General features: G+C 65.8%; 21 protein-coding genes, 1 tRNA gene and 1 pseudogene. 18 read left to right on the top strand and 5 right to left on the bottom strand.

From position 1 onward, the window contains the following. Positions 1–80 precede the first annotated feature (80 nt). The 6 genes and pseudogenes from fdxA to V9E98_10310 all read left to right on the top strand — a co-directional run bounded on the left by fdxA (position 81) and on the right by V9E98_10310 (position 5,460). The gene (gene fdxA / locus V9E98_10335; GenBank protein ID MEI2717376.1) at positions 81–413 is read left to right on the top strand and encodes a ferredoxin; all 333 of its coding nucleotides are present in this window, start codon (positions 81–83) and stop codon (positions 411–413) included. Beyond that, complete coding sequence (locus V9E98_10330; GenBank protein ID MEI2717375.1) at positions 410–1,360, top strand: prephenate dehydratase domain-containing protein; 951 nt, start codon at positions 410–412, stop codon at positions 1,358–1,360. Before fdxA ends, V9E98_10330 begins: the two co-directional genes overlap by 4 nt. Further along, entirely contained in the window at positions 1,357–3,414 is a 2,058-nt protein-coding gene (gene dapC / locus V9E98_10325) for a succinyldiaminopimelate transaminase (GenBank protein ID MEI2717374.1), read from the top strand. Before V9E98_10330 ends, dapC begins: the two co-directional genes overlap by 4 nt. A gap of 792 nt (positions 3,415–4,206) precedes the next feature. Further along, positions 4,207–4,338: pseudogene (locus tag V9E98_10320) on the top strand (hypothetical protein). A gap of 98 nt (positions 4,339–4,436) precedes the next feature. Further along, on the top strand, positions 4,437–4,823 hold the full coding sequence (locus tag V9E98_10315) for a citrate/2-methylcitrate synthase (GenBank protein MEI2717373.1): 387 nt from the start codon (positions 4,437–4,439) through the stop codon (positions 4,821–4,823). Between the two features lie 7 nt (positions 4,824–4,830). Beyond that, positions 4,831–5,460: a hemerythrin domain-containing protein gene (locus V9E98_10310; GenBank protein ID MEI2717372.1), complete on the top strand. Its 630-nt coding sequence runs from the start codon at positions 4,831–4,833 to the stop codon at positions 5,458–5,460. Between the two features lie 55 nt (positions 5,461–5,515). Here the strand turns inward: V9E98_10310 and dapD are convergent, their stop codons facing one another. Further along, a complete protein-coding gene (gene dapD / locus V9E98_10305) occupies positions 5,516–6,457 on the bottom strand; it encodes a 2,3,4,5-tetrahydropyridine-2,6-dicarboxylate N-succinyltransferase (GenBank protein MEI2717371.1) in 942 nt (313 codons plus the stop codon). A 17-nt stretch (positions 6,458–6,474) separates the two neighbouring features. Between dapD and dapE the strand changes: the two genes are divergently transcribed. Next, positions 6,475–7,551 (top strand): succinyl-diaminopimelate desuccinylase, encoded by a 1,077-nt coding sequence (gene dapE / locus V9E98_10300; protein ID MEI2717370.1) that lies wholly within the window; start codon positions 6,475–6,477, stop codon positions 7,549–7,551. On the opposite strand, the gene thpR is transcribed toward dapE, so the two are convergent. Further along, the gene (gene thpR / locus V9E98_10295) at positions 7,541–8,080 is read right to left on the bottom strand and encodes an RNA 2',3'-cyclic phosphodiesterase (protein ID MEI2717369.1); all 540 of its coding nucleotides are present in this window, start codon (positions 8,078–8,080) and stop codon (positions 7,541–7,543) included. The genes dapE and thpR overlap by 11 nt on opposite strands. After that, positions 8,077–8,550 (bottom strand): hypothetical protein, encoded by a 474-nt coding sequence (locus V9E98_10290; GenBank protein ID MEI2717368.1) that lies wholly within the window; start codon positions 8,548–8,550, stop codon positions 8,077–8,079. Before V9E98_10290 ends, thpR begins: the two co-directional genes overlap by 4 nt. A gap of 212 nt (positions 8,551–8,762) precedes the next feature. Between V9E98_10290 and V9E98_10285 the strand changes: the two genes are divergently transcribed. The 6 genes from V9E98_10285 to V9E98_10260 all read left to right on the top strand — a co-directional run bounded on the left by V9E98_10285 (position 8,763) and on the right by V9E98_10260 (position 13,426). Next, entirely contained in the window at positions 8,763–9,797 is a 1,035-nt protein-coding gene (locus tag V9E98_10285; GenBank protein MEI2717367.1) for an aldose 1-epimerase, read from the top strand. After that, a complete protein-coding gene (locus tag V9E98_10280) occupies positions 9,794–10,153 on the top strand; it encodes a cupin domain-containing protein (GenBank protein MEI2717366.1) in 360 nt (119 codons plus the stop codon). The genes V9E98_10285 and V9E98_10280 overlap by 4 nt, the downstream gene beginning before the upstream one ends. 10 nt (positions 10,154–10,163) lie before the next feature. After that, entirely contained in the window at positions 10,164–12,167 is a 2,004-nt protein-coding gene (locus tag V9E98_10275) for a cation:proton antiporter (protein MEI2717365.1), read from the top strand. A gap of 180 nt (positions 12,168–12,347) precedes the next feature. Beyond that, positions 12,348–12,989 (top strand): hypothetical protein, encoded by a 642-nt coding sequence (locus tag V9E98_10270; protein MEI2717364.1) that lies wholly within the window; start codon positions 12,348–12,350, stop codon positions 12,987–12,989. Between the two features lie 8 nt (positions 12,990–12,997). Beyond that, entirely contained in the window at positions 12,998–13,321 is a 324-nt protein-coding gene (locus V9E98_10265) for a hypothetical protein (GenBank protein ID MEI2717363.1), read from the top strand. 33 nt (positions 13,322–13,354) lie between these two features. Then, positions 13,355–13,426, top strand: a tRNA-Arg gene (locus V9E98_10260). A 7-nt stretch (positions 13,427–13,433) separates the two neighbouring features. Here V9E98_10260 and V9E98_10255 read toward each other — a convergent pair. Next, positions 13,434–16,274 carry a BTAD domain-containing putative transcriptional regulator gene (locus V9E98_10255; GenBank protein ID MEI2717362.1) on the bottom strand — a complete coding sequence of 947 codons (2,841 nt, stop codon included), beginning with the start codon at positions 16,272–16,274 and terminating at the stop codon, positions 13,434–13,436. A gap of 400 nt (positions 16,275–16,674) precedes the next feature. Between V9E98_10255 and V9E98_10250 the strand changes: the two genes are divergently transcribed. Genes V9E98_10250 through V9E98_10230 form a run of 5 tightly spaced genes read left to right on the top strand, consistent with a single transcriptional unit; the run spans position 16,675 to position 19,951 of the window. Beyond that, on the top strand, positions 16,675–17,439 hold the full coding sequence (locus V9E98_10250; GenBank protein MEI2717361.1) for a metal ABC transporter substrate-binding protein: 765 nt from the start codon (positions 16,675–16,677) through the stop codon (positions 17,437–17,439). Next, positions 17,430–18,182, top strand: coding sequence for a metal ABC transporter ATP-binding protein (locus V9E98_10245; protein MEI2717360.1), 753 nt, complete (start codon positions 17,430–17,432; stop codon positions 18,180–18,182). Before V9E98_10250 ends, V9E98_10245 begins: the two co-directional genes overlap by 10 nt. After that, positions 18,179–18,991, top strand: coding sequence for a metal ABC transporter permease (locus tag V9E98_10240; protein MEI2717359.1), 813 nt, complete (start codon positions 18,179–18,181; stop codon positions 18,989–18,991). Before V9E98_10245 ends, V9E98_10240 begins: the two co-directional genes overlap by 4 nt. A 9-nt stretch (positions 18,992–19,000) precedes the next feature. Further along, positions 19,001–19,396, top strand: a complete 396-nt coding sequence (locus V9E98_10235; GenBank protein MEI2717358.1) for a Fur family transcriptional regulator — start codon at positions 19,001–19,003, stop codon at positions 19,394–19,396. 18 nt (positions 19,397–19,414) lie between these two features. Then, the gene (locus tag V9E98_10230; GenBank protein ID MEI2717357.1) at positions 19,415–19,951 is read left to right on the top strand and encodes a GNAT family N-acetyltransferase; all 537 of its coding nucleotides are present in this window, start codon (positions 19,415–19,417) and stop codon (positions 19,949–19,951) included. A gap of 61 nt (positions 19,952–20,012) precedes the next feature. Here V9E98_10230 and V9E98_10225 read toward each other — a convergent pair whose 3' ends face one another. Further along, complete coding sequence (locus V9E98_10225; GenBank protein MEI2717356.1) at positions 20,013–20,525, bottom strand: hypothetical protein; 513 nt, start codon at positions 20,523–20,525, stop codon at positions 20,013–20,015. Positions 20,526–20,761: the final 236 nt, after the last annotated feature.

Genomic DNA, 20,761 nt, shown 5'->3' with positions numbered 1-20,761 from the left:
GATCGGGCCTGACGATACTAGACTGGCCCGTGCATTCCACCGGCAAGTCGGCCGGGGAATCGTCAGTCGAGGAGGCATCGGTGACCTACGTCATCACCCAGCCCTGCGTGGATCTCAAGGACAAAGCCTGCATCGACGAATGCCCGGTCGACTGTATCTACGAGGGCAATCGGATGCTCTACATCCATCCCGACGAGTGTGTGGACTGCGGAGCCTGTGAGCCCGTCTGCCCAGTCGAGGCGATCTACTACGAAGACGACGTCCCCGACGAGTACTCCGCCTACACCGAGGCCAATGTCGAGTTCTTCAACGACATCCCGGACTCCGATCTGGGTGGTGCTGCCAAGCACGGACCCTTCGCTAAGGATGTCCCCATCGTGGTGGCGCTTCCGCCCCAGGAACACGACGAGTGAGTGGGGCATCCGAGCGTCTCCTGACCTATCTCGGGCCCTCCGGCTCTTTCACCCACGCTGCCGTCGATCTGCTGGACACGCCGTGGCCGGGCCGCGTCGAGGCGCGAGAGTCCGTGGCGGACGTGATCTTCAGTGTCGAATCGGGGGAAGCCGACGCGGGGGTGGTTCCCCTGGAGACATCGGTCGAGGGCGACGTCTCCAGCACCATCGACGAACTGATCTTCCGCTCATCGATGTGCTTCATCAACGAGGAACTCGTGGTCCCGATCAACTACGTCGTCGCTGCGTCGGCGGGGACTCGAGCCAATGCGATCGACACTCTCGTCACCACGACAGCCGCGGCGGCTCAGTGCCGTCGCTTCATCGAGGGTGCAGGAGTACGCGTCGAGTTGGTCGACAGTATCGCTGCGGCATGTCGCAGGGTCTCCGACGACTCGGCGGATTCGATCGCCGCCCTGGCCACCACGAAAGCCGCGCATCTTTTCGCCCTGGCGACCGTGCGATCGGTCGCGGAGGATCACTCGGGAATCGCTACTCGGATGGCGTTACTGAAGCGGACCTTGGCGCACCAGACCGGCCACGATCGGACGGTTGTCGTGGTCACACCCATCGGCGATCGAACCGGCGTGCTGGCTGACATTCTCGGATGCTTCGCCGCGCAGGACATCGCCCTCACCGCGATCAGCTCCCGGCCGCTGCGCACGCGCGCCGGCGAGTACTGCTTCCTGCTGACCGCCCGCAGTCATCTGAGCGACGCGCGGTTGCAGCAGACCCTGCGCGCCGTCGCCGCGCTGCCCGCCGAGATCAAGCTCTTGGGATCCTTCCCCTTGCCTGTCGATGCGGATACACGTCGAGTGGCCGAGGCGGCACCCCCTGGATCGGTGGGTACCGCGACCCTGGACGACTGGATCGATTCGCTGCTCCACCCGGAGAAACTGGGGCTGTGAAGATCGGGATCTGCGGGATGGGCCTGATGGGTTCTTCCGTTGCCCGCGCCTTGATCCCGCGCTTCCCGGTCATCGGCGTCGACCCCGATCGGGCGTCACTGGACCTGGCGGTGCAGATGGGCGTCACACCTGCGGCGTCCGTCACAGATCTGGTCGACTGCGACTTGATTCTGCTCTCGGCCCCCACACTGGCCAATACCGTGCTGCTCGCCGAACTCATGGCCACCGGCGAGCGGATACCTACTGCGGACCTCGGGTCGGTCAAGCGACCGATCGTCGCGCAATGGCGCCGCGATCCGCACTATCCGTTCATCGCGACGCACCCGATGGCCGGATCGGAGTTCTCGGGGGCCGCCTCCGGCAGTGCGGAACTCTTCTCGGACTGTGCGTGGCCGGTCGTCGTCGAACCGGATACCGATCCCGCAGCGCTGGATTCGGTGATCGATCTGGTCCTGATGCTGGGCGCCCACGTCCTGCCGATGTCAGCGGCGGGTCACGACCGGGCCGTCGCACTGGCGTCCCACCTGCCGCACGCGTTGGCCGGCGTGCTCGGGCGCATCGTCGCCACCTGCGGGGAATCCGAACTCGTCCTGGCGGTGGCCGGTGGCTCATTCCGAGACGCGACCCGGGTCAGCGCGTCCCCGCCAGACCGAACCGCCGAGTTCGTCACCGCCAACTCGACTGATGCCGCGGTGGCGGTTCGGGCCGCGGCCGCCGAACTCGCTGAACTCGCCGACTTGTTGGACGACCAAGACTCACGCGGGGTCGCTCGGTGGTTGCAGGCGGGGCACACAATCAGGACTGACTACCTGAATCGATCAGTCCTTTCCGAACGACGGGTGGTGTCGGGAACCGCCGTGGAACTGCGCGATGAGTTGTACCGGATCCGCGACTCGGGAGCCGTCGGTGCTCGCCCGAAGCGGTGCTCAGGTCGAGATTGCCGGTCTCGGATCATGACCGCGTGGAACGTCAGAGAAGTCGTGGAGGCGATGCGCGGGCGGGCGCAGAACTCGGGCCTTGCGGTGATCGATCTGGGCCAGGGGACGCCCACTGACCCCACGCCCGACCTGATCCGCAACGCCTTGGCAGCGGAGGCCGACGCCCCCGGGTATCCCCCCGCGCACGGCACACCAGAGCTCCGAGCGGCGTATGCGGCCTGGGTCGGGCGCCGGTTCGGGGCCGCCCTGGACGTTCAGGACGTCATCGCCACCGTGGGGAGCAAGGAACTCATCGCGACTCTGCCGTGGTTGTTGGGTCTTGGTCCGAGCGACTGCGTCGTCGTCCCGGAACTCGCCTACCCCACTTATCGGGCTGGGGCGCAGGCCTCGGGGTGCCGGGTCATCGCCGCGGACTCGTTGTTCTCGCTCGGCCCACAGGCCGTGACAATGGTCTGGGTCAACACACCCGGAAATCCGACGGGTCGGGTGTTGCCGACCGAGCACCTGGCCAAGATCGTGGCCTGGGCCCGGGAGCGCGATGCCCTCGTCGTCAGCGACGAGTGCTACATCGAGTTGACTGCGATCGGAGAGGTTGCTGCCTCGGTGCTCAGCCGCGACGTGGCCGGCGACAACTTCGACAACATCCTCGCGGTCCATTCGTTGTCCAAGAGATCGTCGATGGCCGGTTACCGGTGTGGCTTCGTTTCCGGTGACAGTGCCGTGATCCAACAGTTGCTGACCAGGCGCCGGGACATGGGTCTTGTCGTTCCCGGTCCGGTTCAAGCCGCGGGCGTCGCCGCGCTGAACGACGATCTGCACGTGATCCAGGCGCAGGAGCGTTACGCGCGCCGGCGCCGATTGCTGGCCGATGCCCTGTCCACGGCGGGTTTCGATGTCGAGTACTCCGAAGCGGGCCTGTTCTTGTGGGCCAGTCGCGGTGAGTCGGACGGCATCACGGCTCAGTGGTTCGCCGACCGGGGGATTCTGGTGGCTCCCGGAGGCTTCTACGGTCCGAGTGGGGCCGCGTATGTGCGATTGTCCCTCACCGCTCCCGATGCCGAGTTGACCGAAGTAGTGACGCGGCTCGGAGGTGGCCCGCAAGGGGGTTCCGATTGATCCCGGCTGGTGACTGACTACGGTGTGGGTAAGGGCCCCGGGTTGTCCGAGGAGGCCCGCTGGGTCATCTGCGGAGACCCGTGGTTTGGCGAGGAGGCACAGTGAGCGACGACGTCACGCTGAACCACCCGGGTGGTTCCTTGGAGACTCCCGGTCGTTCCTTCCACTGACGGAAGCTCCGGTCTCGACATCTCGAATCTGCTCAGCAAGACAGGCGACGTGGCTCTCGACGTGGGTTTCGTCAACACGGCGGCCTGCCAGTCGAGGATCACCTACATCGATGGTGACGTAGGGATTCTGCGCTACCGCGGATATCCCATCGAGCAACTGGCCGGAGTAGTCCGACGTATCTCGAGGTCGTCTTATCTGTTGATCTACGGTGAGCTGCCGACGGCGACCGAGCTGGACGATTTCGATCGGCCGGGTACGGACGACACACCATGCTCCACGAGGACCTCCGGCGGCTTCTTCGATGGGTTCCCCCGCAACGCGCACCCCATGCCGGTGTTGTCCAGCGCAGTCAGCGCCCTGTCGACGTTCTACGAGGATTCCCTCGATCCGCTTCGATCGCCGACGCAGGTGGAAATCTCCACGTGTCCGCCTGCTCGCCAAGCTTGCCGACGATCGCGGCCTACGCGTACAAGAAGTCGATCGGCCAGCCCTACATCTACCCTGACAATTCGCTGCCGTACGTCCACAAGCTATCTGCGGATGTCGTTCGGGTGTGCCCGCTGAACCGTTCGAGGTGGATCCCGCGGTCGCTCGACGCGCTGGACATGCTGCTGGTGCTGCATGCCGATCACGAGCAGAACTGTTCGACCTCGACCGTCCGACTGGTGGGGTCCTCGCACGCGAACATGTTCGCTTCGGTATCGGCCGGGGATCAACGCGTTGTTCGGTCCACTGCACGGTGGCGCGAACCAGGCCGTGCTTGAGATGCTCGAGAAGATCCATGCCTCGGGCGGTGGCGTCAAGACGATTTCATCCGGCAGGTCAAGAACCGCGAAGACGGTGTCCGGCTCATGGGATTCGGACACCGGGTCTACAAGAACTACGACCCGCGTGCGGCCATCGTCAAAGAGAAGGCACACGAGGTGTTCGCCAAGCTCGACGCCTACGATCCGCTGCTCGACATCGCACTGCGCCTCGAGGAGGTCGCACTCGCCGATGACTTCTTCGTGTCGCGCAAGCTGTATCCGAACGTGGACTTCTACACCGGACTCATCTACAAGGCGATGGGATTCCCCACCCGCATGTTCACGGTGCTGTTCGCACTGGGGCGGTTGCCGGGTTGGATCGCCCAGTGGCGCGAGATGATCACCGACCCGTCCACGAAGATCGGTCGGCCGCGCCAGGTCTACATCGGCGAGACAGAACGCCAGTACCGTCCGCTCATCGAGAGGAACTGACACCTCCGTGGCCGATCAGATCGACTTCACGATGAACACCAACATGCATAGTGCGTTCAAGCGTGAGACGTGTCGACTGCGGGACAGCCTGGTCGGTATCGATCTGTCCGACGCTCAGCGAGTGTCAGGTCTGCGTCGTCGCTATCGGTTCTTCTCCACGACGTTGCACGCCCACCACGAGGGTGAGGACACCTACCTGTGGCCCCCCGCACAGGAGCGGGCTACGCCCGCGGAGAAGGTGGTCCTGCAGGCCATGACTGCCGAACACATCGCGCTTCAGGACACGTTGAACCATCTGGATGAGGGCATGGGGTCACTGGGGCCGGGTGCCGACACCGCCGCTTTGGGCGGGCATTTCGACGAGTTGCTCGCCGTGCTCAATGGTCACTGCGCCCATGAGGAGCGAGACGGGGTCCCTATCGTCCAGAAGTACCTCACGCGCCCCGAGTTGAAGGATTTCATGGCCTTCACCCGAGCCCAGGAAGACTCGGCGCTCGTACTTCCCTGGGTCTGTGACGGCGCCACAGAGCAGGAGAAGCAGACGACCTGGGCGATGATGCCCGGGTTTGTGCGGCTGTTCGTACGGCCGATGACGACCCGGAAGTATCAGCGCTTCACCCGGGAGTGCGGGGTCTGACCCATCAACTGCGGCACCGCAGGTCGATACCGCGGCCCAGTGGGGTTTCGGCTCGTCAGTGGTTGTGCAGGATCTCGTTGAGTCCGCCCCACGATCCGGAGCGGGGAACCGCCTCGAGCGCCCCGCTCACGCTGTTCCTCCGGAACAGAAGTCCGTCCGCACCGGAGAGGTCGCGGGCCGGGAGGACGTGGCCATCGGGCAGACTCACCTTGGCCCCACCCGTGACATAGCACCCCGCTTCGATGATGCAGTTGTCGCCCAGCGAGATTCCGCACCCGGCGTTCGCGCCGATCAGGCAGCCGGACCCGATGGAGATGACCTCCTTGCCGCCCCCCGACAGTGTGCCCATGATCGACGCGCCCCCGCCGATATCGGAGCCGTCTCCGACGACCACGCCGGCGCTGATACGACCTTCGACCATCGAGACTCCCAAAGTCCCGGCGTTGAAGTTGACGAACCCTTCGTGCATGACGGTCGTGCCGTGGGCGAGGTACGCCCCAAGCCTGACCCGGTCGGCATCGCCGATCCGCACGCCCTCTGGTACTACGTAGTCGACCATCCGCGGGAACTTGTCGACTCCGAGGACGGTGAGCGGTGTGCCATGGGCTCGCGCGCGCATCCGCGCGCCGGTCAACTCGGGCAGTGGGATCGGGCCCAGGTCCGTCCACGCGAGGTTGGGCAGCAGCCCGAACACTCCGTCCAGGTTGATGGTCCGGGGCCGCACAAGGCGATGGGACAGCAAGTGCAGCCGCAGATACATGTCCGCCACGGATTCGGGCGGGGACTGCAGATCTGCGATCACGGTGGTCACCGTCTGCGTCGTGATGTTGCGAATGCGGTCGGTGGTGATCCCGGTGGAGATGTCGGGGACGTCTGAGGGGGTGGCCCCGAGAGTCGGCTGCGGGTACCAGACCTCGACGACAGTGCCGCCCGACAGGGTGGCCACGCCGATCCCGCTGGCGCAACCGGTAACGGGCTCAAGTGGGGAGTCGCTCACCGGGATACCGTACCCACGTGACGACTGCTCCGCCCTATCGCCTCGACTTATCGCGCGACGTCGTGTCCTTGACCTGCGATCTTGTCGACATTCCCAGTGAGTCGCGACATGAGGCCGCTCTGGCCGATTCCGTGACCGAGGCCCTGGAACGATTGCCGCACCTGAGCGTGGTCAGGGACGGCGACACGGTCGTCGCCCGCACTCACCTCGGCCGACCTGATCGGGTGCTGATCGGTGGTCACCTCGACACCGTGCCTTCCTCGGGGAACCTGCCGCACACCCGCGCGGGTGGTTTTGTGCACGGGCTGGGATCTTGCGACATGAAGGGTGGAGTGGCGGTCGCCCTGCGACTGGCGCATGACGTCACCGAGCCCGTTCGTGATGTCACGTACGTGTTCTACGAGTGTGAGGAGATCGACGCGGCGTTCAACGGCCTCGAACGGATCGCGCACAGTCACCCCGAGTTGCTGGATTCCGACTTCGCGATCTTGATGGAGCCGACGTCGGCTGGTGTTGAGGCAGGCTGCCAAGGCACCTTGCGCGCTGTGGTGCGAACGAGCGGGACCCGCGCGCACAGTGCGCGGTCCTGGCTCGGGGACAACGCCGTGCACCAGGCTGCCGAGATCCTGAATCGGCTGGTCGACTACGACCCGCGCCGAGCGCTCGTCGACGGGTTGGAGTACCGCGAGGGACTCAACGCTGTGGGTATCGAGGGGGGAGTCGCCGGCAACGTGATCCCTGACGCTTGTGCGGTCACGGTCAACTACCGCTTCGCTCCGAGCCGCTCCCCGCAAGAGGCGCAAGACCATGTCCGCGAAGTCTTCGCCGGCTTCGAGGTGGAGATCGTGGATCTTGCCGCCGGTGCCCTGCCTGGGCTGCACTTGCCGGCGGCGCGGCAGTTCATCACTGCCGTGGGAGCGCAGCCGCGCCCGAAGTTCGGCTGGACGGATGTCGCCAGGTTCGCGGCTCTTGGGGTGCCTGCCGTCAACTACGGACCCGGGGACCCAGCTCTGGCCCACGCCGCTGATGAACGGGTCCCCGAGGCAGACCTGGTCGCCTGCGAGGCCGGGATGCGGCGCTGGCTCAGCGCGTAGTCTCCGGCGAGAACGGGAAGCGTCGGATCACGTGGTACTGCGGATCCGGCCCGATCCGAGAGGAAACGAGCGTGAACTCGGTGGGGATCCACGCGGGGGAATCGATGCTCCTCAGAGTCGCGAGGACCGACGCGGGTGCCCGACCCGCGCGCACCCTGGCCACCGTCATGTGCGGCCGGAAGGGCCGGGAGTCGCGGGGCGTGCGCAGCTGGCGTCGTAAGCCACGGTGAAGCGTGGTGAGCCAGTCCCCGGTGACCCCCAGCCACAGCACTGCACCGTAGCGACCCCCCGAGTGGATGTGGACCCCCTCAGCACTGAACGATTTGGCCACGCGGTCGCCCGCGATGATGGCAGCTTCGGGTGTCCTGTCGCTGCCCATGAACAGAAGGGTGATGTGGAGGCGATGATCGGGCTGCCACCGCACCGTCGTGGGTGACTCTCGGCGCGCAGGCCCAAGAGCCACCTCCAGTGCTTCCAGAACCGGGGGTGGCGGCCATACCGCGAAGAAGAGGCGCTGTGTCGCCGTCACGCCCGCTCGAGCAGTTCGGCGACGGCCTGGGCGTCGTCGAACGTGGCGTTGGTGACAGTGTCGTCGTCGAGGTTGCCCCCAGTCACGTCGTCCCCAGTCACGTCGTCCCCAGCCAGGCTGTCTCCGTGCCGATCGAGGTAGCTCAACAGGGCACGGTTGTAGTCGACGACCTCCGGTACGGTCACGACTGCCTGGGGTAATGCGTCGGTCACTCTCTCCACACACTGCCGCTGTGCCTCCCGTGGACCGGTGGCCGAGACGATCATGTGGACATCCGCCTCGCCAGGATCATCGATGACCCCGGTGACTCCGGGCACCAACCGCAGGCGCCGGGCATCTGCGCCACCCGAGAGATGTGTGACACACACCAGGCACGCGAAGTCCCGATCGCTGCCTGCTGGGTCTGCCTTGGTGTGGTCCAAGTCGGCGGGACTGAGATGCCCGGTGACGGTCTGGTGTGCAACGCTCATGACGGGTTCCCCTCCCCGGGTCGCCGACCGGCGCCCTTGTGGTCACCGTGCCACGGGGGTCCGACAGATCGGCGCCACCACGCCGGAGGGGTCCGAAGGTCCGGAATGTCCGGGAGTCCCGGGGGTCTCGGGGGTCCGGCTACTTCGGGTGCCTGCGCCCGGGATTGCCTGGTGTCCTGCGTCCGCGGGACCCACCTGACACGATGCCTGGCATGGCAGTGCACATCGACCCCAGTGGAGCCCACATCACCGTCCCCGATGCGCAGGGGTCGCCGTTGCCGCAGCAGGGAGCCGACCGGACCCTCATCCGGCTGGTCAGTGACGGGGGAGCCGAAGCCACCATCTACCCCGCGGTTGGGTTCAACCTGATCGACTGGCGGGTGCCGACACCCGCCGGTCCGGTGCAGGTGATGCATGCGGAACCAGATGTGCTGGCGGGGGGCAGCGGTACCCGCAGCGGCTGTCCCATCCTGTTCCCGTTCCCGAACCGGATCGCGGGAGCGACATTCGAGTTCGGTGGCCGGACATACGACCTTCCGCCGGCCCATCCCGGGGATCCCAACGCAATCCACGGTTTCTGCGCGAAGAGCCCCTGGACTCAGTACGCAGCCTCAGGGCCCACTGCCGTCACCGGGGTGTTCCGACTCTCGCGCGACGCGGCCGCGGTGGCCGACTCCTGGCCCGGCGATCTGGAACTGCGGATCACCTTCGATCTGGGCGACTCAGCCCTGCGGCTCACTTCGCACGTGGCCAACGTGGGGGAAGGGCTGGCCCCCTTCGGAATGGGCTTCCACCCCTACTTCACACCTCTGGGAGCCGAATCGCTGGCCGAGGCACGGCTCCAAGTGTCCGCCGCCGAGCGCTGGGTCCTCTCGGACCTCATTCCCACCGGCGAACGGGAACCCGTGACCGGGGACTGCGACCTGAACACACCCGTCGCGATTGGTCAGCGGGTGCTCGACGACGTCCTGACAGGTCTACCGCAGTTCACTCCGGATCCCGACGGCTTGATGGCGAGGGCACGGCTCGTCGGCGGATCAGCAGCTGTCGACCTTCGCTGCGATTCCGCCACCCGCGATGTCGTCGTCTTCACCCCGGCCAACCGCGAGGCGGTGGCCATCGAGCCGTACACATGTCCGACCGACGCCGTGCACCTGGCGGCGCGCGAGTCGGATGTCGGCTGGCGGGTGCTGGAACCAGGCGACTCGTGGACCGGTGTCGTCGAGTTCTCGATTACGACCCCATGATCCGGACCTGGAACCTGCTCGCGACCGACGACGTGGGCGGTGATGCGGAGTTCCTGACCGACCTCGTCACCGGGCGCGGGTGGCGGATCGAGTGGATTGTCTCGCGGGGCCAAGCGACACCTCGCGGGCAGTGGTTCGATCAGGACGAGGACGAGTGGGTCCTCGTGGTGGCGGGTTCGGCCGGGCTGCTGATCGAGGGGGAGTCCACCGAACGAGTCCTGACCGCCGGCAACGCCGTCTGGCTGCCGGCTCATGTCCGTCACCGGGTCACCTGGACCGACCCGGCGGTGCCCACGGTCTGGTGCGCAGTCTTCGTCTCGTCTGATCCGGTGGACCCGGACGACCCCGGACCATAACCTCACTTGCGTGATCGCGGTTCTGGTGTCGGTGGTGAACGACCCCCCGCAGGACCCCCCGATCCTCGATAACGCGGTGGGACTGCTGTTCTGCGTCCTCGCCGTCGTGCTGTTCCTGCCGCCGATCATGGAGCGGCTGCGAATCCCGGGTCTTCTCGGCATGATCCTCGGCGGCTTCTTGATCGGGCCCGCCGCCTTCAATCTCATCGACGGCGCCGGACTCCAAGCACTCGGATCGGTCGGACTGCTCTACCTGATGTTTCTCGCCGGGCTGGAGTTGGACCTCGGTCTGTTCAACCGCAACCGCGGTGCGGGAGTTCGGTTCGGTCTACTGACCTTCGCGTTCCCGTTCGTGCTGGGTGTGATCGCGGGACTCTGGGTGGGACTCGACACGTGGGCGCTCGTCCTGATCGGGTCGGTGTGGGCATCACACACGCTGGTCACCTATCCCATCGTGCAGCGGCGTGGACTGGTCGCCAGCCGCAGCGTGGCCATCTCCGTGGGTGCCACCGTCATCACCGACACGCTTGCCCTCCTCGTGCTCGCGGTGGTGGCAGGCGGGGATTCGCAGGCGAACCCGCTCGTCACGTTGACGGTGGGTCTCGCCGTTCTGGGCGGGTTCACGCTGTTGGTGCTGCCCCGGGCGGCTCGCTGGTGGTTCAAGAACCAAGGGCAGACCCGCGCAGCCCGCTTCGTCTTTGTTTTCATGGCTTTCCTCGCCGCGGCCCTTGTGGCTGAGGCGTTCGGTGTCGAGGGAATCGTCGGCGCTTTCTTCGCAGGGCTCGGCCTGAACCGCAGTGTGCCCAACGGCTCGCCGTTGATGGAGGCGACCGAGTTCGTCGGCAACTCGTTGTTCATCCCGTTCTTCCTGATCTCCATCGGACTGCTGATCGACCCGGGTGTCATGTTCCAATCGCGGACGCTGCAAGTGGCGGCTGCGTTCGCTGTGGCTGTCGTGGTCGGCAAGGGATTGGCAGCTGTGATCGCCGGACGTCTCAGTCGGTACAGCTGGAACGAAGCCGGGCTGATGTTCTCTCTCACCTTGCCGCAAGCCGCCGCGACGCTGGCCGCCGCATCTGTGGGTTTCGCCATCGGACTGTTCGACGAAGTGGTGCTGAACGCCGTCCTCGTGGTGGTTGTCGTCAGTTTGCTCATCAGTTCCGCGATGACGCAGTTCTTTGCTAAGCGGGTGCCGGTGCCGCGGCTCGACGCCCGACGTTTGGGCGAGCGAGTGGTGGTGGGCCTCGCCGATGAAGCTCAGGCGCAGTCACTGCTTCCGCTCGCGTTGGCCATCGCACGTTCGGATGCGGGCACGGTGAACCCTGTTCATGTCATCGCCACTGAACTGACTGCCGTGTCCCGTTCCGCAACTGAGATGACGGCAGCCCTGTCCGATGTCGTGGCCGCACACGGAGGTGAGGGGCGCCCGGTGGTGCGGCTGGATCAGACCCCCGCCCTCGGCGTGCGCAACGCAGCCATCGAGATCGATGCCTCGCTGGTGATCATCGGGAGCAGGCTGCGTCGCAGTGTCACTGGGTGGTTCCGGGACCGATCCGCCGAACAGATCGTCGCCGCGGCCCCGGTCCCGGTGCTCGTGATCGTGGATCTGCCCCACGTGCGACGTGTCGTCGTGCCGGTCTACGCCGCCGACACCCTCGACACCGCTGTCATCACCTCGGGTGTCTTGGCGGACCTGGCCGCTCGGGTGCGTGTTCAGTGGCACTGCGGACTTCTCGTCGTTGCCGAGTCGGATGTGCCGGACGATGCGCTGACGGACTTCTCTGGAGCCCAGGTCGAACGCGTGACACAGGACCCCGTCGCTTGGCTGGTCGGCAACGTGACAGACGGGGACTTGGTGCTCGGAGCGACGGGTTCGGGCGCCACTGTCATCGACGGTGCCTACGGCCGGTTGACCGGCACCCCTGGGGTGGGTTTGGCCGTTGTGGCCGGACCCGGGCAGGCCGGTACGGGCTTCGCTCCCGGGCTGCCGTCTCCATTCCTCGTCGAGGAATGATGCCGCTGCGCGAGGTTGCCGGCCGTGCGCTTGTTGCGCCTCGCTGGTGCTGATCGTGTCGATCGCTTGGACCGGCTGCGGGACAGTGGCGTTGGCCTCCCACCGCCGGCGCTTTCCGGTCGCTAACCTGAGAGAAGAGCGCACGGCGTCAACGGACGTAGGTGCGGATCGGAGGACCCCATGAGTACCCCACCCCCTCCCGGCGGCATGCCCCAGGGCCCTGGCGGCCCCGCCACGCCTCCGCCCGTCCCGCCGCCAGGCGCCAACACCGCTGCCTCGACGGCGGAGAAGCCCAAGGACAAGTCGATGCCCTGGAAGATCGCGACGATCGTCCTGGCGCTGACCACGATCGGTTTCGCTGTGTGGGGCTTCAGCACCAACAACAGACTCAATGATCTGCAGGCGTCGACCGACCAGCAAATGGAGGAGTTGCAGGCGCAGTTGAAGCAACTGGAACAGCAGGCGGGCGCCAAGGAAGCCTCCCAGGCCAAGGAGATCGCCAAGCTCAAGAAAGAGATCGAGGCGGACCGCAAGAACCTCAAGGTCGACAAGGCGAACCTCAAGAAGGAAGCCGGCGAGCTCAAGCAGCTAAACGCGAATTACCAGAAGGAGAAGGCTCAGGCGGCAGCCGAAGAGGGCAACCTCAAGCAGCAACTGCAGGCATCGCAGGCCCAACTCCAGTTGGCCAAGCAATGCGCATCTGTCATGGCAGCCGGACTCAACCGCCTGTACATGGATGGTGATCTGGTCACCTACCGGGACGTGAACAAAGCCATCAACGCAGCCGCCGCCCACTGCGGCGGCATCGTGAACCTGGACTGATCGCAACCATGGGCTCTTCAGGTTCGCTGTGGTCGATCGCCTCGCAGGGTTCCCTGCTGTCCATCGGATCGACCGGGTCGGTATTGTCCATCGGCTCGGTCGGTTCGGCGGCGTCGGCTTTCAGCATCGGTTCGGCGCTGTCGGTGGGATCGCTCATGTCCTGGGGGTCGCTGGGGTCGGTGATGAGTTCGGCGAGTCGTGGGGGAGTGATGGCGCACGCTGCCACCGCATCCCGCGGCCGGGTCCTGGCAGTCATGGCCCTCGTGGCTCTGGGCTCAGGGTTGGCCGTGGCTGCGGCCGCCGCAGGTGGCACACCCGCGATCGAATCCTGACCGTATCCCTGCTGGTAATCTGAGGCGTCCCGAGCCCCCGTAGCTCAGGGGATAGAGCGGTGGCCTCCGGAGCCATGCGCGCAGGTTCGAATCCTGCCGGGGGCGCACTTCGTCAGCGGTGATCAGTGACCAGCTGATTGGCCACGTTCACAGCTCGTTGCACCAGGATGTCGATGGACAGGCTCGTCCTGGGGATGACCCCCACCTCGACCATGACGGGGTCTACCAGTGGGCGCAGCTCGGCCGGCACCGAGTCATCCCCCAGGTCAAGGGCTCGAGTAGCAGCGGTCGCATCCCGAATCAGTTCCAGCGACTCCTGCGCACCCAGGGATCGTCCTGCGAGGCCGATCGCCGTGACGAGCTCCAGAGTGAAACCGGGGTCGGACAGTCCGTAAATCCTGTTCAGGGCCGACTCGAAGGCTCGCAGGGCATCCCGCGGCGCCCCCGAAAGCAGATGGGCGATTCCCAGAGTGATACCGACCTCCGCTTCGACCGCGTCGCCCAAGGCCACCGACCGTGGCAGGCAGTCGTTCAGAATCCGCATGGCGCGCTCCGGATGACCGGCGAGGAGTTCCGCATTCGCCAGATCGCGGGACGCCAGCACTACCTGCAGATCGTCGCGAGCCAGCGCCAGGCTGGCCTTGGCGTGATCGGCGGCGGCGGGCAGTTCGTGGCGTCGCCGAGCCGTCCAGGCAGCGGCGCTATGCGCAATCTGCAGCAGGTCTTCGTCTTCCCCGGCGGCGTGGATGGCCGCCTCAGCATCGGCCGCGGCCCCGTCGAGATCGTCGCACTCGGCTTTGAGGGCGGATCGATACGCGTAGCCCACCACCCGGTGAGTCTGATCGAGAGGATCGAGTTCATCGATTGACTTCAGTAGCGTTGCTGTGCGAGCCAGGTCATTCAACTTGTACGTAGCGCTCCCCGCCACGACCTCGATCCGCCGCTCCCACGGATTCGTAACACCGCCACGGAGAATCTCATCGCACAGCTCGGCCAATAGATCCTGTCGACCCACCCAGGCAAGCCCTTGGCGTCGTACCGAGAGCAGGCGAGCGGCCTGCTCCCCTCCGTCGTTCTCGACCAATACCCTCACGACTCCGCGCAGAATCGCGAGATCGTCGTCCAATGCTGCGAGGCGGACCGGGGTCCAACCACTCACAGGACTGCGTCCCTTGTCCAGGTTCGCCCAGTAGTCGGCGACCGCCAAGTTGGCGTGCCTCACCTCGTCCGGCTCAGGCGTCACAGCCGCTCGCACCGTCTGCAGGAGGTTGAACCGGCGACCGGAACGAGTCTCCAGAGGCTGCACGAGACCAAGTCGGGCGAGGGCCTCGATCGCTTGCAGGTGCTGATCGGATGGTCGGTCAGACAGGGCAGACACTGCGGCCACAACCTCGTCGGGATCGGGAGCACCGGCCAGTGCGGCGAGAGCCGTCAACGCCTCGCGCTGGTGCTCACTCAGCAGGTCCACGCTCCAGGCCACCGACGCCTCGACAGATGACTGTCGCCCGGACAGGGCGGTATCGGATCTCAGTTCGGTGATCTCCGGCATTCGACGCAGGAGTTCGTGTGGGTCCAACGTCACCACGCGCGCCGCGGCCAGTTCGATCGCCAGCGGCAGACTGTCGAGGCAGCGACACAACTCCACGATGTCGTCCCGGTCCCCGGTGAACGTGGGCATCGCCGACCTAGCTCTGTCGGTGAAGAGTGAGATTGCTGGCCCGTCTGCGAGCGGACCCACCGCCCAGACCCTCTCTCCGCCGACACCCAACGACCCGCGGGAAGTGGCCAGGATCCTCAGGTGGCGGTGGCGGGAGAGCAGTTCGGCCACCGCACGGTGGGCATCGGTGATGTGTTCGAGATTGTCCAGGGCCAGTAGATCGACAGAGGTCAACGTGAGGTCCAGTGCGCTCTCGGTCACCGCCAGGCGGCGCGCGATCACCTCTCGCACTGTCGAACCGGGTGGCTCATCGGCGAACGGCACCCACACGGCACCGCGAACCGCTGGGTCGTCCTGGTTGAGAGCTTCGAGTGCCAGGCGGGTCTTGCCCACGCCCCCGGGGCCGGACAGCACGACGAGGCGGACCCCCGAACTGAGGGCGCCGACGATGTCGCTGAGCAGTTCGCCGCGACCGAGGATAGGGCTGAGGGGGCAGGGTACGGAGTCGGCGGCAACGCGGGGAGGTGTCACGCCGAGAACGGTCCAGTCCTGCCGCAGGATCCGTTCCTCGAGATCTTGCAGTGCGGGGCCGGGATCCAGTCCGAACTCGGCGACCAATTCGCGCTTGGCTTGCTGGACGGTGTCCAGCGCCTCCTGCTGGAGACCCGATCGAACCTGAGCGAGGGCCAGGATCTCCCACAGGCGTTCGCGGCCGGGATATCGGTGGACCAGGCCGCGCAACTCATCGGCGACGAGTTGATGTTCGCCAAGATCGAGTCGAGCTTGAGCCAGCAGCTCCGTGGCCGTGAGCCGCAGGCCGTCGAGGGAATCCGTCCAGTCGGTCACGAACGGCAACTCGGTCAGGTCGGCCAACGGAGTACTCGTCCAGATCTCCTGGGAGGGCGCGAGAGCGGCTGCCACAGTGTGCGGCTTCCCCAGGTTCAGTCCGGCCACCGCCTGGGCCACGGCCCGGTTGAGTCCGATCACGTCGACTTCATCGTCCCCGGCTTCGAGTTCGTAGGCGCCTCCCCGACGCAAGATCCGGCTCGGGGATCCCGAGCCACGTTCGGGGTCCAGAGTTCGGCGGAGATTGGACACGTAAACTTGGATGATCTGCCGATACTTCTCGGGAACCTGCTCTCCCCAGAGTCCCTCTGCCAGGCGATCGACGGAGACCGGCGTTTTGGCCTCCAACGCAAGTTGCGCCAGAACGGCGCGTTGTTTGGCGCCCCCACAATCCAACGTCGTGCCATCGTCTGCCTGGACCGCGAACGTGCCCATCAAACGGATGTGCATCTGTCCGCCCCCCTTCGACAAGCCTCCCCGTCCGAGACCGGCGGTCCGCGGTGTCGCGCGCTCCCACGCTCATGGGAACCGGCCTTAAGCCGGACTTAAGTACCCACTGTCACCGTGTAGTTGCGAGCGGTAGGTGGAGTTCCACGGGGGAGAACTCCACTTCCCGTTCGCTGCGTGATGTTGACTACCGAACGCGCCCCAAAGGCTACGGGAAACGCGCCGGTGAAGAGAGTCCAGCCAAGGTACTTATTGACAATGATTCTCATGTGCGATTGCATGAGGTATGTCTCTCATGTCTCGAACTCTCGTTGCCGGCCTGACCGCGCTGGTGTTGACAGCCTGCGCATCGGCTGACACAAGCTCCTCCGAATCCTCAGCCGATGGTCAGGAGGTGACCGTCATGGCCGCCTTCTACCCCCTGCAGTTCGCGGCCGAGCAGGTGGGCGGTGATGCCGTCACCGTAGTCGGGCTCACACCTGCCGGCGCCGAACCTCACGATGTCGAACTGTCACCGCAGCAGGTGGCGGAACTCGGCGAGGCGGACCTGATCTTGTACATCAAGGGCTTCCAGCCAGCAGTCGATCAGGCGGTGGAGCAGGTCGGTGCGGACCGGGCCGTCGATGTCAGCGCGGGTATTCCCTTGATCGGGAACGATCCGCACATCTGGCTCGATCCGCAGAACATGGTCACCATTGCCGGCACAGTCGAGGGCAAACTCGCTCAAGTCGCGCCAGGCGGCGCCGAGACCTTCGCACGTAACGCCGATGACCTGGACGGCCAACTCACGGCACTGGACCGTCAATGGGCCCAACAGACTGCCAAATGCTCCAGCCGGGATCTGGTCGTCAGCCACGAGGCCTTCGGCTACCTCGCCGCCCGTTACGACTTCACTCAGGTGGGCATCAGTGGGCTCTCGCCCGAGGCCGAGCCAAGCCCTGGCAAGGTGGCAGAGGTGACCGACTTCGTGCGATCGAACGACGTCCGCACCATCTACTTCGAGACGCTCGTCGATCCGAAGGTCGCCGAGACGGTGGCCGCCGAGACCGGCGCCCGCACAGCGGTACTGGACCCGCTCGAGGGCCTGCCTGCCGGTAGTGACCAGAACTACCTCACTGTCATGGACGACAACCTCGCCACTGTCGTCAAGGGACAACCGTGTCCCTGACCTTCCAGGTCACCGATGGGAGGGTCGACCTCGGCGGTGAGACCGTCCTGGGGGGGATCGACCTCGCAATAGAACCGGGGGAGTTCCTGGCGCTGTTGGGAGAGAACGGATCGGGCAAGACGACGCTGATGCGAGTCCTGCTGGGTCTGCAACCGCTGACCCAGGGCACGGCGGAGATTCTCGGTACCCCGGTCAACCGCTTCGCGGACTGGGCGCGAATCGGCTACGTGCCGCAGCATCTGCTGGCGGCCGGAGCGGTCCCGGTGTCGGTGCGCGAGGTAGTCAACGCCGGACTCATCTCGCCGGCGGGTCGTTGGCGACCCCGCGGGCGCAGCGAGCGGGTCCAAGCCGCCCTGGAGAGGGTGGGGCTGTGGGAGCGCCGCACGACGTCCTTCCACGAGTTGTCGGGCGGTCAACAGCGCAGAGTCATGACCGCGGCGGCGTTGGCCAAGGGTGCGGACGTCCTGCTGCTCGATGAACCGACAGCCGGGGTCGACCAGGACAACGTCGGGCGGCTGCACGACATGCTTGCGGAACTGCGCGGTCAGGGTGCCACGGTCATCTTGGTGACCCATGAGTTGGGGGTGCTCGCCGACCTCGTGTCTCGTGTCGTCGTCTTGGGTCGCCAACCGGCAGGATCGGTCCTGTACGACGGTCCGCCACCGCCACCGACGACTCTGCATGACCCCCATGGTCACCATGATCCGCCTGCTGCCGACGCGGGAGTGTGGGGTGGGCCATGAGTCTTCTGTCCTACGACTTCATGCAGCGAGCCCTCATCGCCTCGCTGATCATCGGACTGCTCGCTCCGCTCGTGGGCGTGTTCCTGGTGCAGCGTCGTCTCGCGTTGCTCGGCGACGGTATGGGGCATGTCGCACTGACCGGCGTGGGCCTGGCCTTTCTCGTCGGAACACAGCCCGTGACCACCGCTCTCGTCATCGCAGTGTGTGGCGCACTCGCGGTCGAGCTGATCAGGTACCGCAGCAGGACGGTCGGCGATGTCGCGCTGGCGTTGGTGTTCTACGGCGGAATCGCGGGCGGCGTGTTGCTGGCGTCATTGTCACCGGGAAACTCGTCGGCCTCGTTGAATCAGTACCTGTTCGGGTCACTGGCCACTGTGGCCGCCGCCGACATCGTCGTTCTCGCTGTGGCGGCTGCCGCGACGGGATTCGTCCTCGCAGTCTTCGGCAGGGAGTTGTTCCTCGTTTCGCTGGACCCCGATCTGGCTCATGTTCAAGGCATCCGCGTCCGCGCCATGAGTCTTCTCCTCAGCGTTCTGACAGCCGTCACGGTCGTGATCGGGATGAGGACCGTCGGCCTGCTTCTTGTGTCCGCGATCATGATCGTGCCTATCGCCGCAGCGCAGCAGTTCACGCGATCATTCGCCGCCACAGCCGTCACCGGCGTCGTGATCGGAGTCTTCTCCGCAGTCGTCGGGCTGGTGATCTCCTTCTATCTGGACCTCCCCCCGGGACCTGCGATCGTGATATTGGCGCTGGCCGTGTTCGTCGTCGCCGCGGTGGCGCAGTCTCTCAGCCACAGATCGACCTGAGGAGGCACCGTGACGAGTGTGGAACCCCGACTGACACGGCAACAGGTGGCGATCCGGGATCTCCTCGCGGACACTGGCGAGTTCCGAAGTGCCCAACAACTGCACGAGACCCTGCGCAGCCGCGGCGACCGGATCGGCCTCGCCACGGTCTACCGATCCCTTGCCCGCATGGCCGATCGCGGAGAAGTGGACGCCCTGATCCGCCCCGATGGTGAGACCCTCTATCGGTCCTGCAGCGCAGGACATCACCACCACCTGGTCTGCCGGTCGTGCGGCCGGACGGAGGAAGTCTCTGGAGTCGCTGTCGAGAACTGGACAAATCGGGTCGCCGCCGACCGGGGCTTCACCGATGTCAGCCACACGCTGGAGATCTTCGGATTGTGCGCTGAGTGTTCTTCACACTGACCTGGCAGGCTGACCGCCATGACAACCATCGGCGATGCTCGAATCCGTGCAGCGGAACCCGCGGATGTCCCCGACATCCTGGCGATGATCCGTGAACTCGCGGAGTACGAACGCGAACCGACGGCAGCGGTTGCGACCGAGGATCAGTTGCGAGCGGCGCTCTTCGATGGTCGGGACACCCCCTCGGGTGCTCCGGCCGTCCACTGCTTCGTCCTCGACACCGGTGGCGACGAGCTGGCCGGCATCGCCCTGTGGTTCTTGAACTTCTCGACCTGGCTGGGACGGCACGGCATCTACCTTGAAGACCTCTATGTCCGGCCTCAGTTCCGCGGTCGCGGCTTCGGCGAGGCTCTGCTGGCTCGCTTGGCCCGCGAATGTGTCGAGCGCGGGTACGGTCGGCTGGAGTGGTGGGTGCTGGACTGGAACACGCCTGCGATCGATTTCTATCGCAGTCAAGGGGCGCAGTGGATGGGCGAGTGGACCGTGAACCGGCTCACCGGTGATTCACTGGTGGCGCTCGCCGAGAAATCCACTGCTCGCGGTGTCCAACCCTGATCCAGCGATCCGCGCTACCGGCACCCGGCTGCTGAGGCTCACCACGCCGAGGCCCGATAGATCAGGCGTAGCGGCTCAAGGCCTGTCCCCACTGCTCAGCTCGTTCGACCTCACCGGGAGCCAACGGGCCCTGGACATCGCTCACAACAAAATGCTCCGAGTCCGTGGGCACGTCGAAACCGGCCTTCTTGAGTCGCTTGGCGGACGTGCGTGACGCGTGATCCATCTTGGTGAGCATCTTGGGGTGATCCATCCGAGTGTCGAAAGTGGCCGCCTTCGTCGCACCGGCTGGATGCACCACCTCGAGCCACTCGCGGATTCCTCGGCCCTGCGACACGAGTGGCCGCCCTTCGGCCTGCTTGGCCGCGTCAGCCCGACTCTCGGGGCGGGGAAGGCCGAACGCATGGTTGGGGCTTCCGACCACGAGCAACGTGACGTCGACCGGGATCTCGTCTGGCGCTTCGCTCACGTCGACACATCGCGCTGGGTGGTTGGCCGCGATGCCGGCGGTGATCGCCTCGGCGATCTCACGCGCATCGCCGAACATCGATTCGTAAACCACCAGAACTGACATGCGATCACCTCAGAGTCCAACCTACGCCCCGGATCAGCCCGGTGAAGATGTGGCTCGTGGAGGTCGTTCATGGCATGTCCGGGCTTACCGTTGGCCAGGTGAGAGTGGTCATCGCGCCCGACAAGTTCGCCGGATCTTTGCCGGCGTCTGAAGTCGCAGCCGAGTTCCACCACGGCTGGAGCGACATCCGACCCGGTGACGACGTCGTCGAAGTGCCCTTGTCCGACGGCGGTCCC

Source organism: Candidatus Nanopelagicales bacterium, assembly GCA_037045355.1.
Taxonomy (GTDB): Bacteria; Actinomycetota; Actinomycetes; order S36-B12.
The sequence above is the reverse complement of the archived record's forward strand: the minus strand, read 5'-3'. Positions and strand labels throughout refer to the sequence as shown.

Excerpts from the sequence above, each read along its gene's own strand:
- V9E98_10315 (MEI2717373.1), top strand. The coding sequence starts at position 4,437 with ATGGGATTCGGACACCGGGTCTACAAGAACTACGACCCGCGTGCGGCC.
- V9E98_10290 (MEI2717368.1), bottom strand. The coding sequence starts at position 8,550 with ATGAGCGTTGCACACCAGACCGTCACCGGGCATCTCAGTCCCGCCGAC.
- V9E98_10285 (MEI2717367.1), top strand. The coding sequence starts at position 8,763 with ATGGCAGTGCACATCGACCCCAGTGGAGCCCACATCACCGTCCCCGAT.
- V9E98_10280 (MEI2717366.1), top strand. The coding sequence starts at position 9,794 with ATGATCCGGACCTGGAACCTGCTCGCGACCGACGACGTGGGCGGTGAT.
- V9E98_10270 (MEI2717364.1), top strand. The coding sequence starts at position 12,348 with ATGAGTACCCCACCCCCTCCCGGCGGCATGCCCCAGGGCCCTGGCGGC.
- V9E98_10265 (MEI2717363.1), top strand. The coding sequence starts at position 12,998 with ATGGGCTCTTCAGGTTCGCTGTGGTCGATCGCCTCGCAGGGTTCCCTG.
- V9E98_10255 (MEI2717362.1), bottom strand. The coding sequence starts at position 16,274 with ATGCACATCCGTTTGATGGGCACGTTCGCGGTCCAGGCAGACGATGGC.
- V9E98_10250 (MEI2717361.1), top strand. The coding sequence starts at position 16,675 with ATGGCCGCCTTCTACCCCCTGCAGTTCGCGGCCGAGCAGGTGGGCGGT.
- V9E98_10240 (MEI2717359.1), top strand. The coding sequence starts at position 18,179 with ATGAGTCTTCTGTCCTACGACTTCATGCAGCGAGCCCTCATCGCCTCG.
- V9E98_10230 (MEI2717357.1), top strand. The coding sequence starts at position 19,415 with ATGACAACCATCGGCGATGCTCGAATCCGTGCAGCGGAACCCGCGGAT.
- V9E98_10225 (MEI2717356.1), bottom strand. The coding sequence starts at position 20,525 with ATGTCAGTTCTGGTGGTTTACGAATCGATGTTCGGCGATGCGCGTGAG.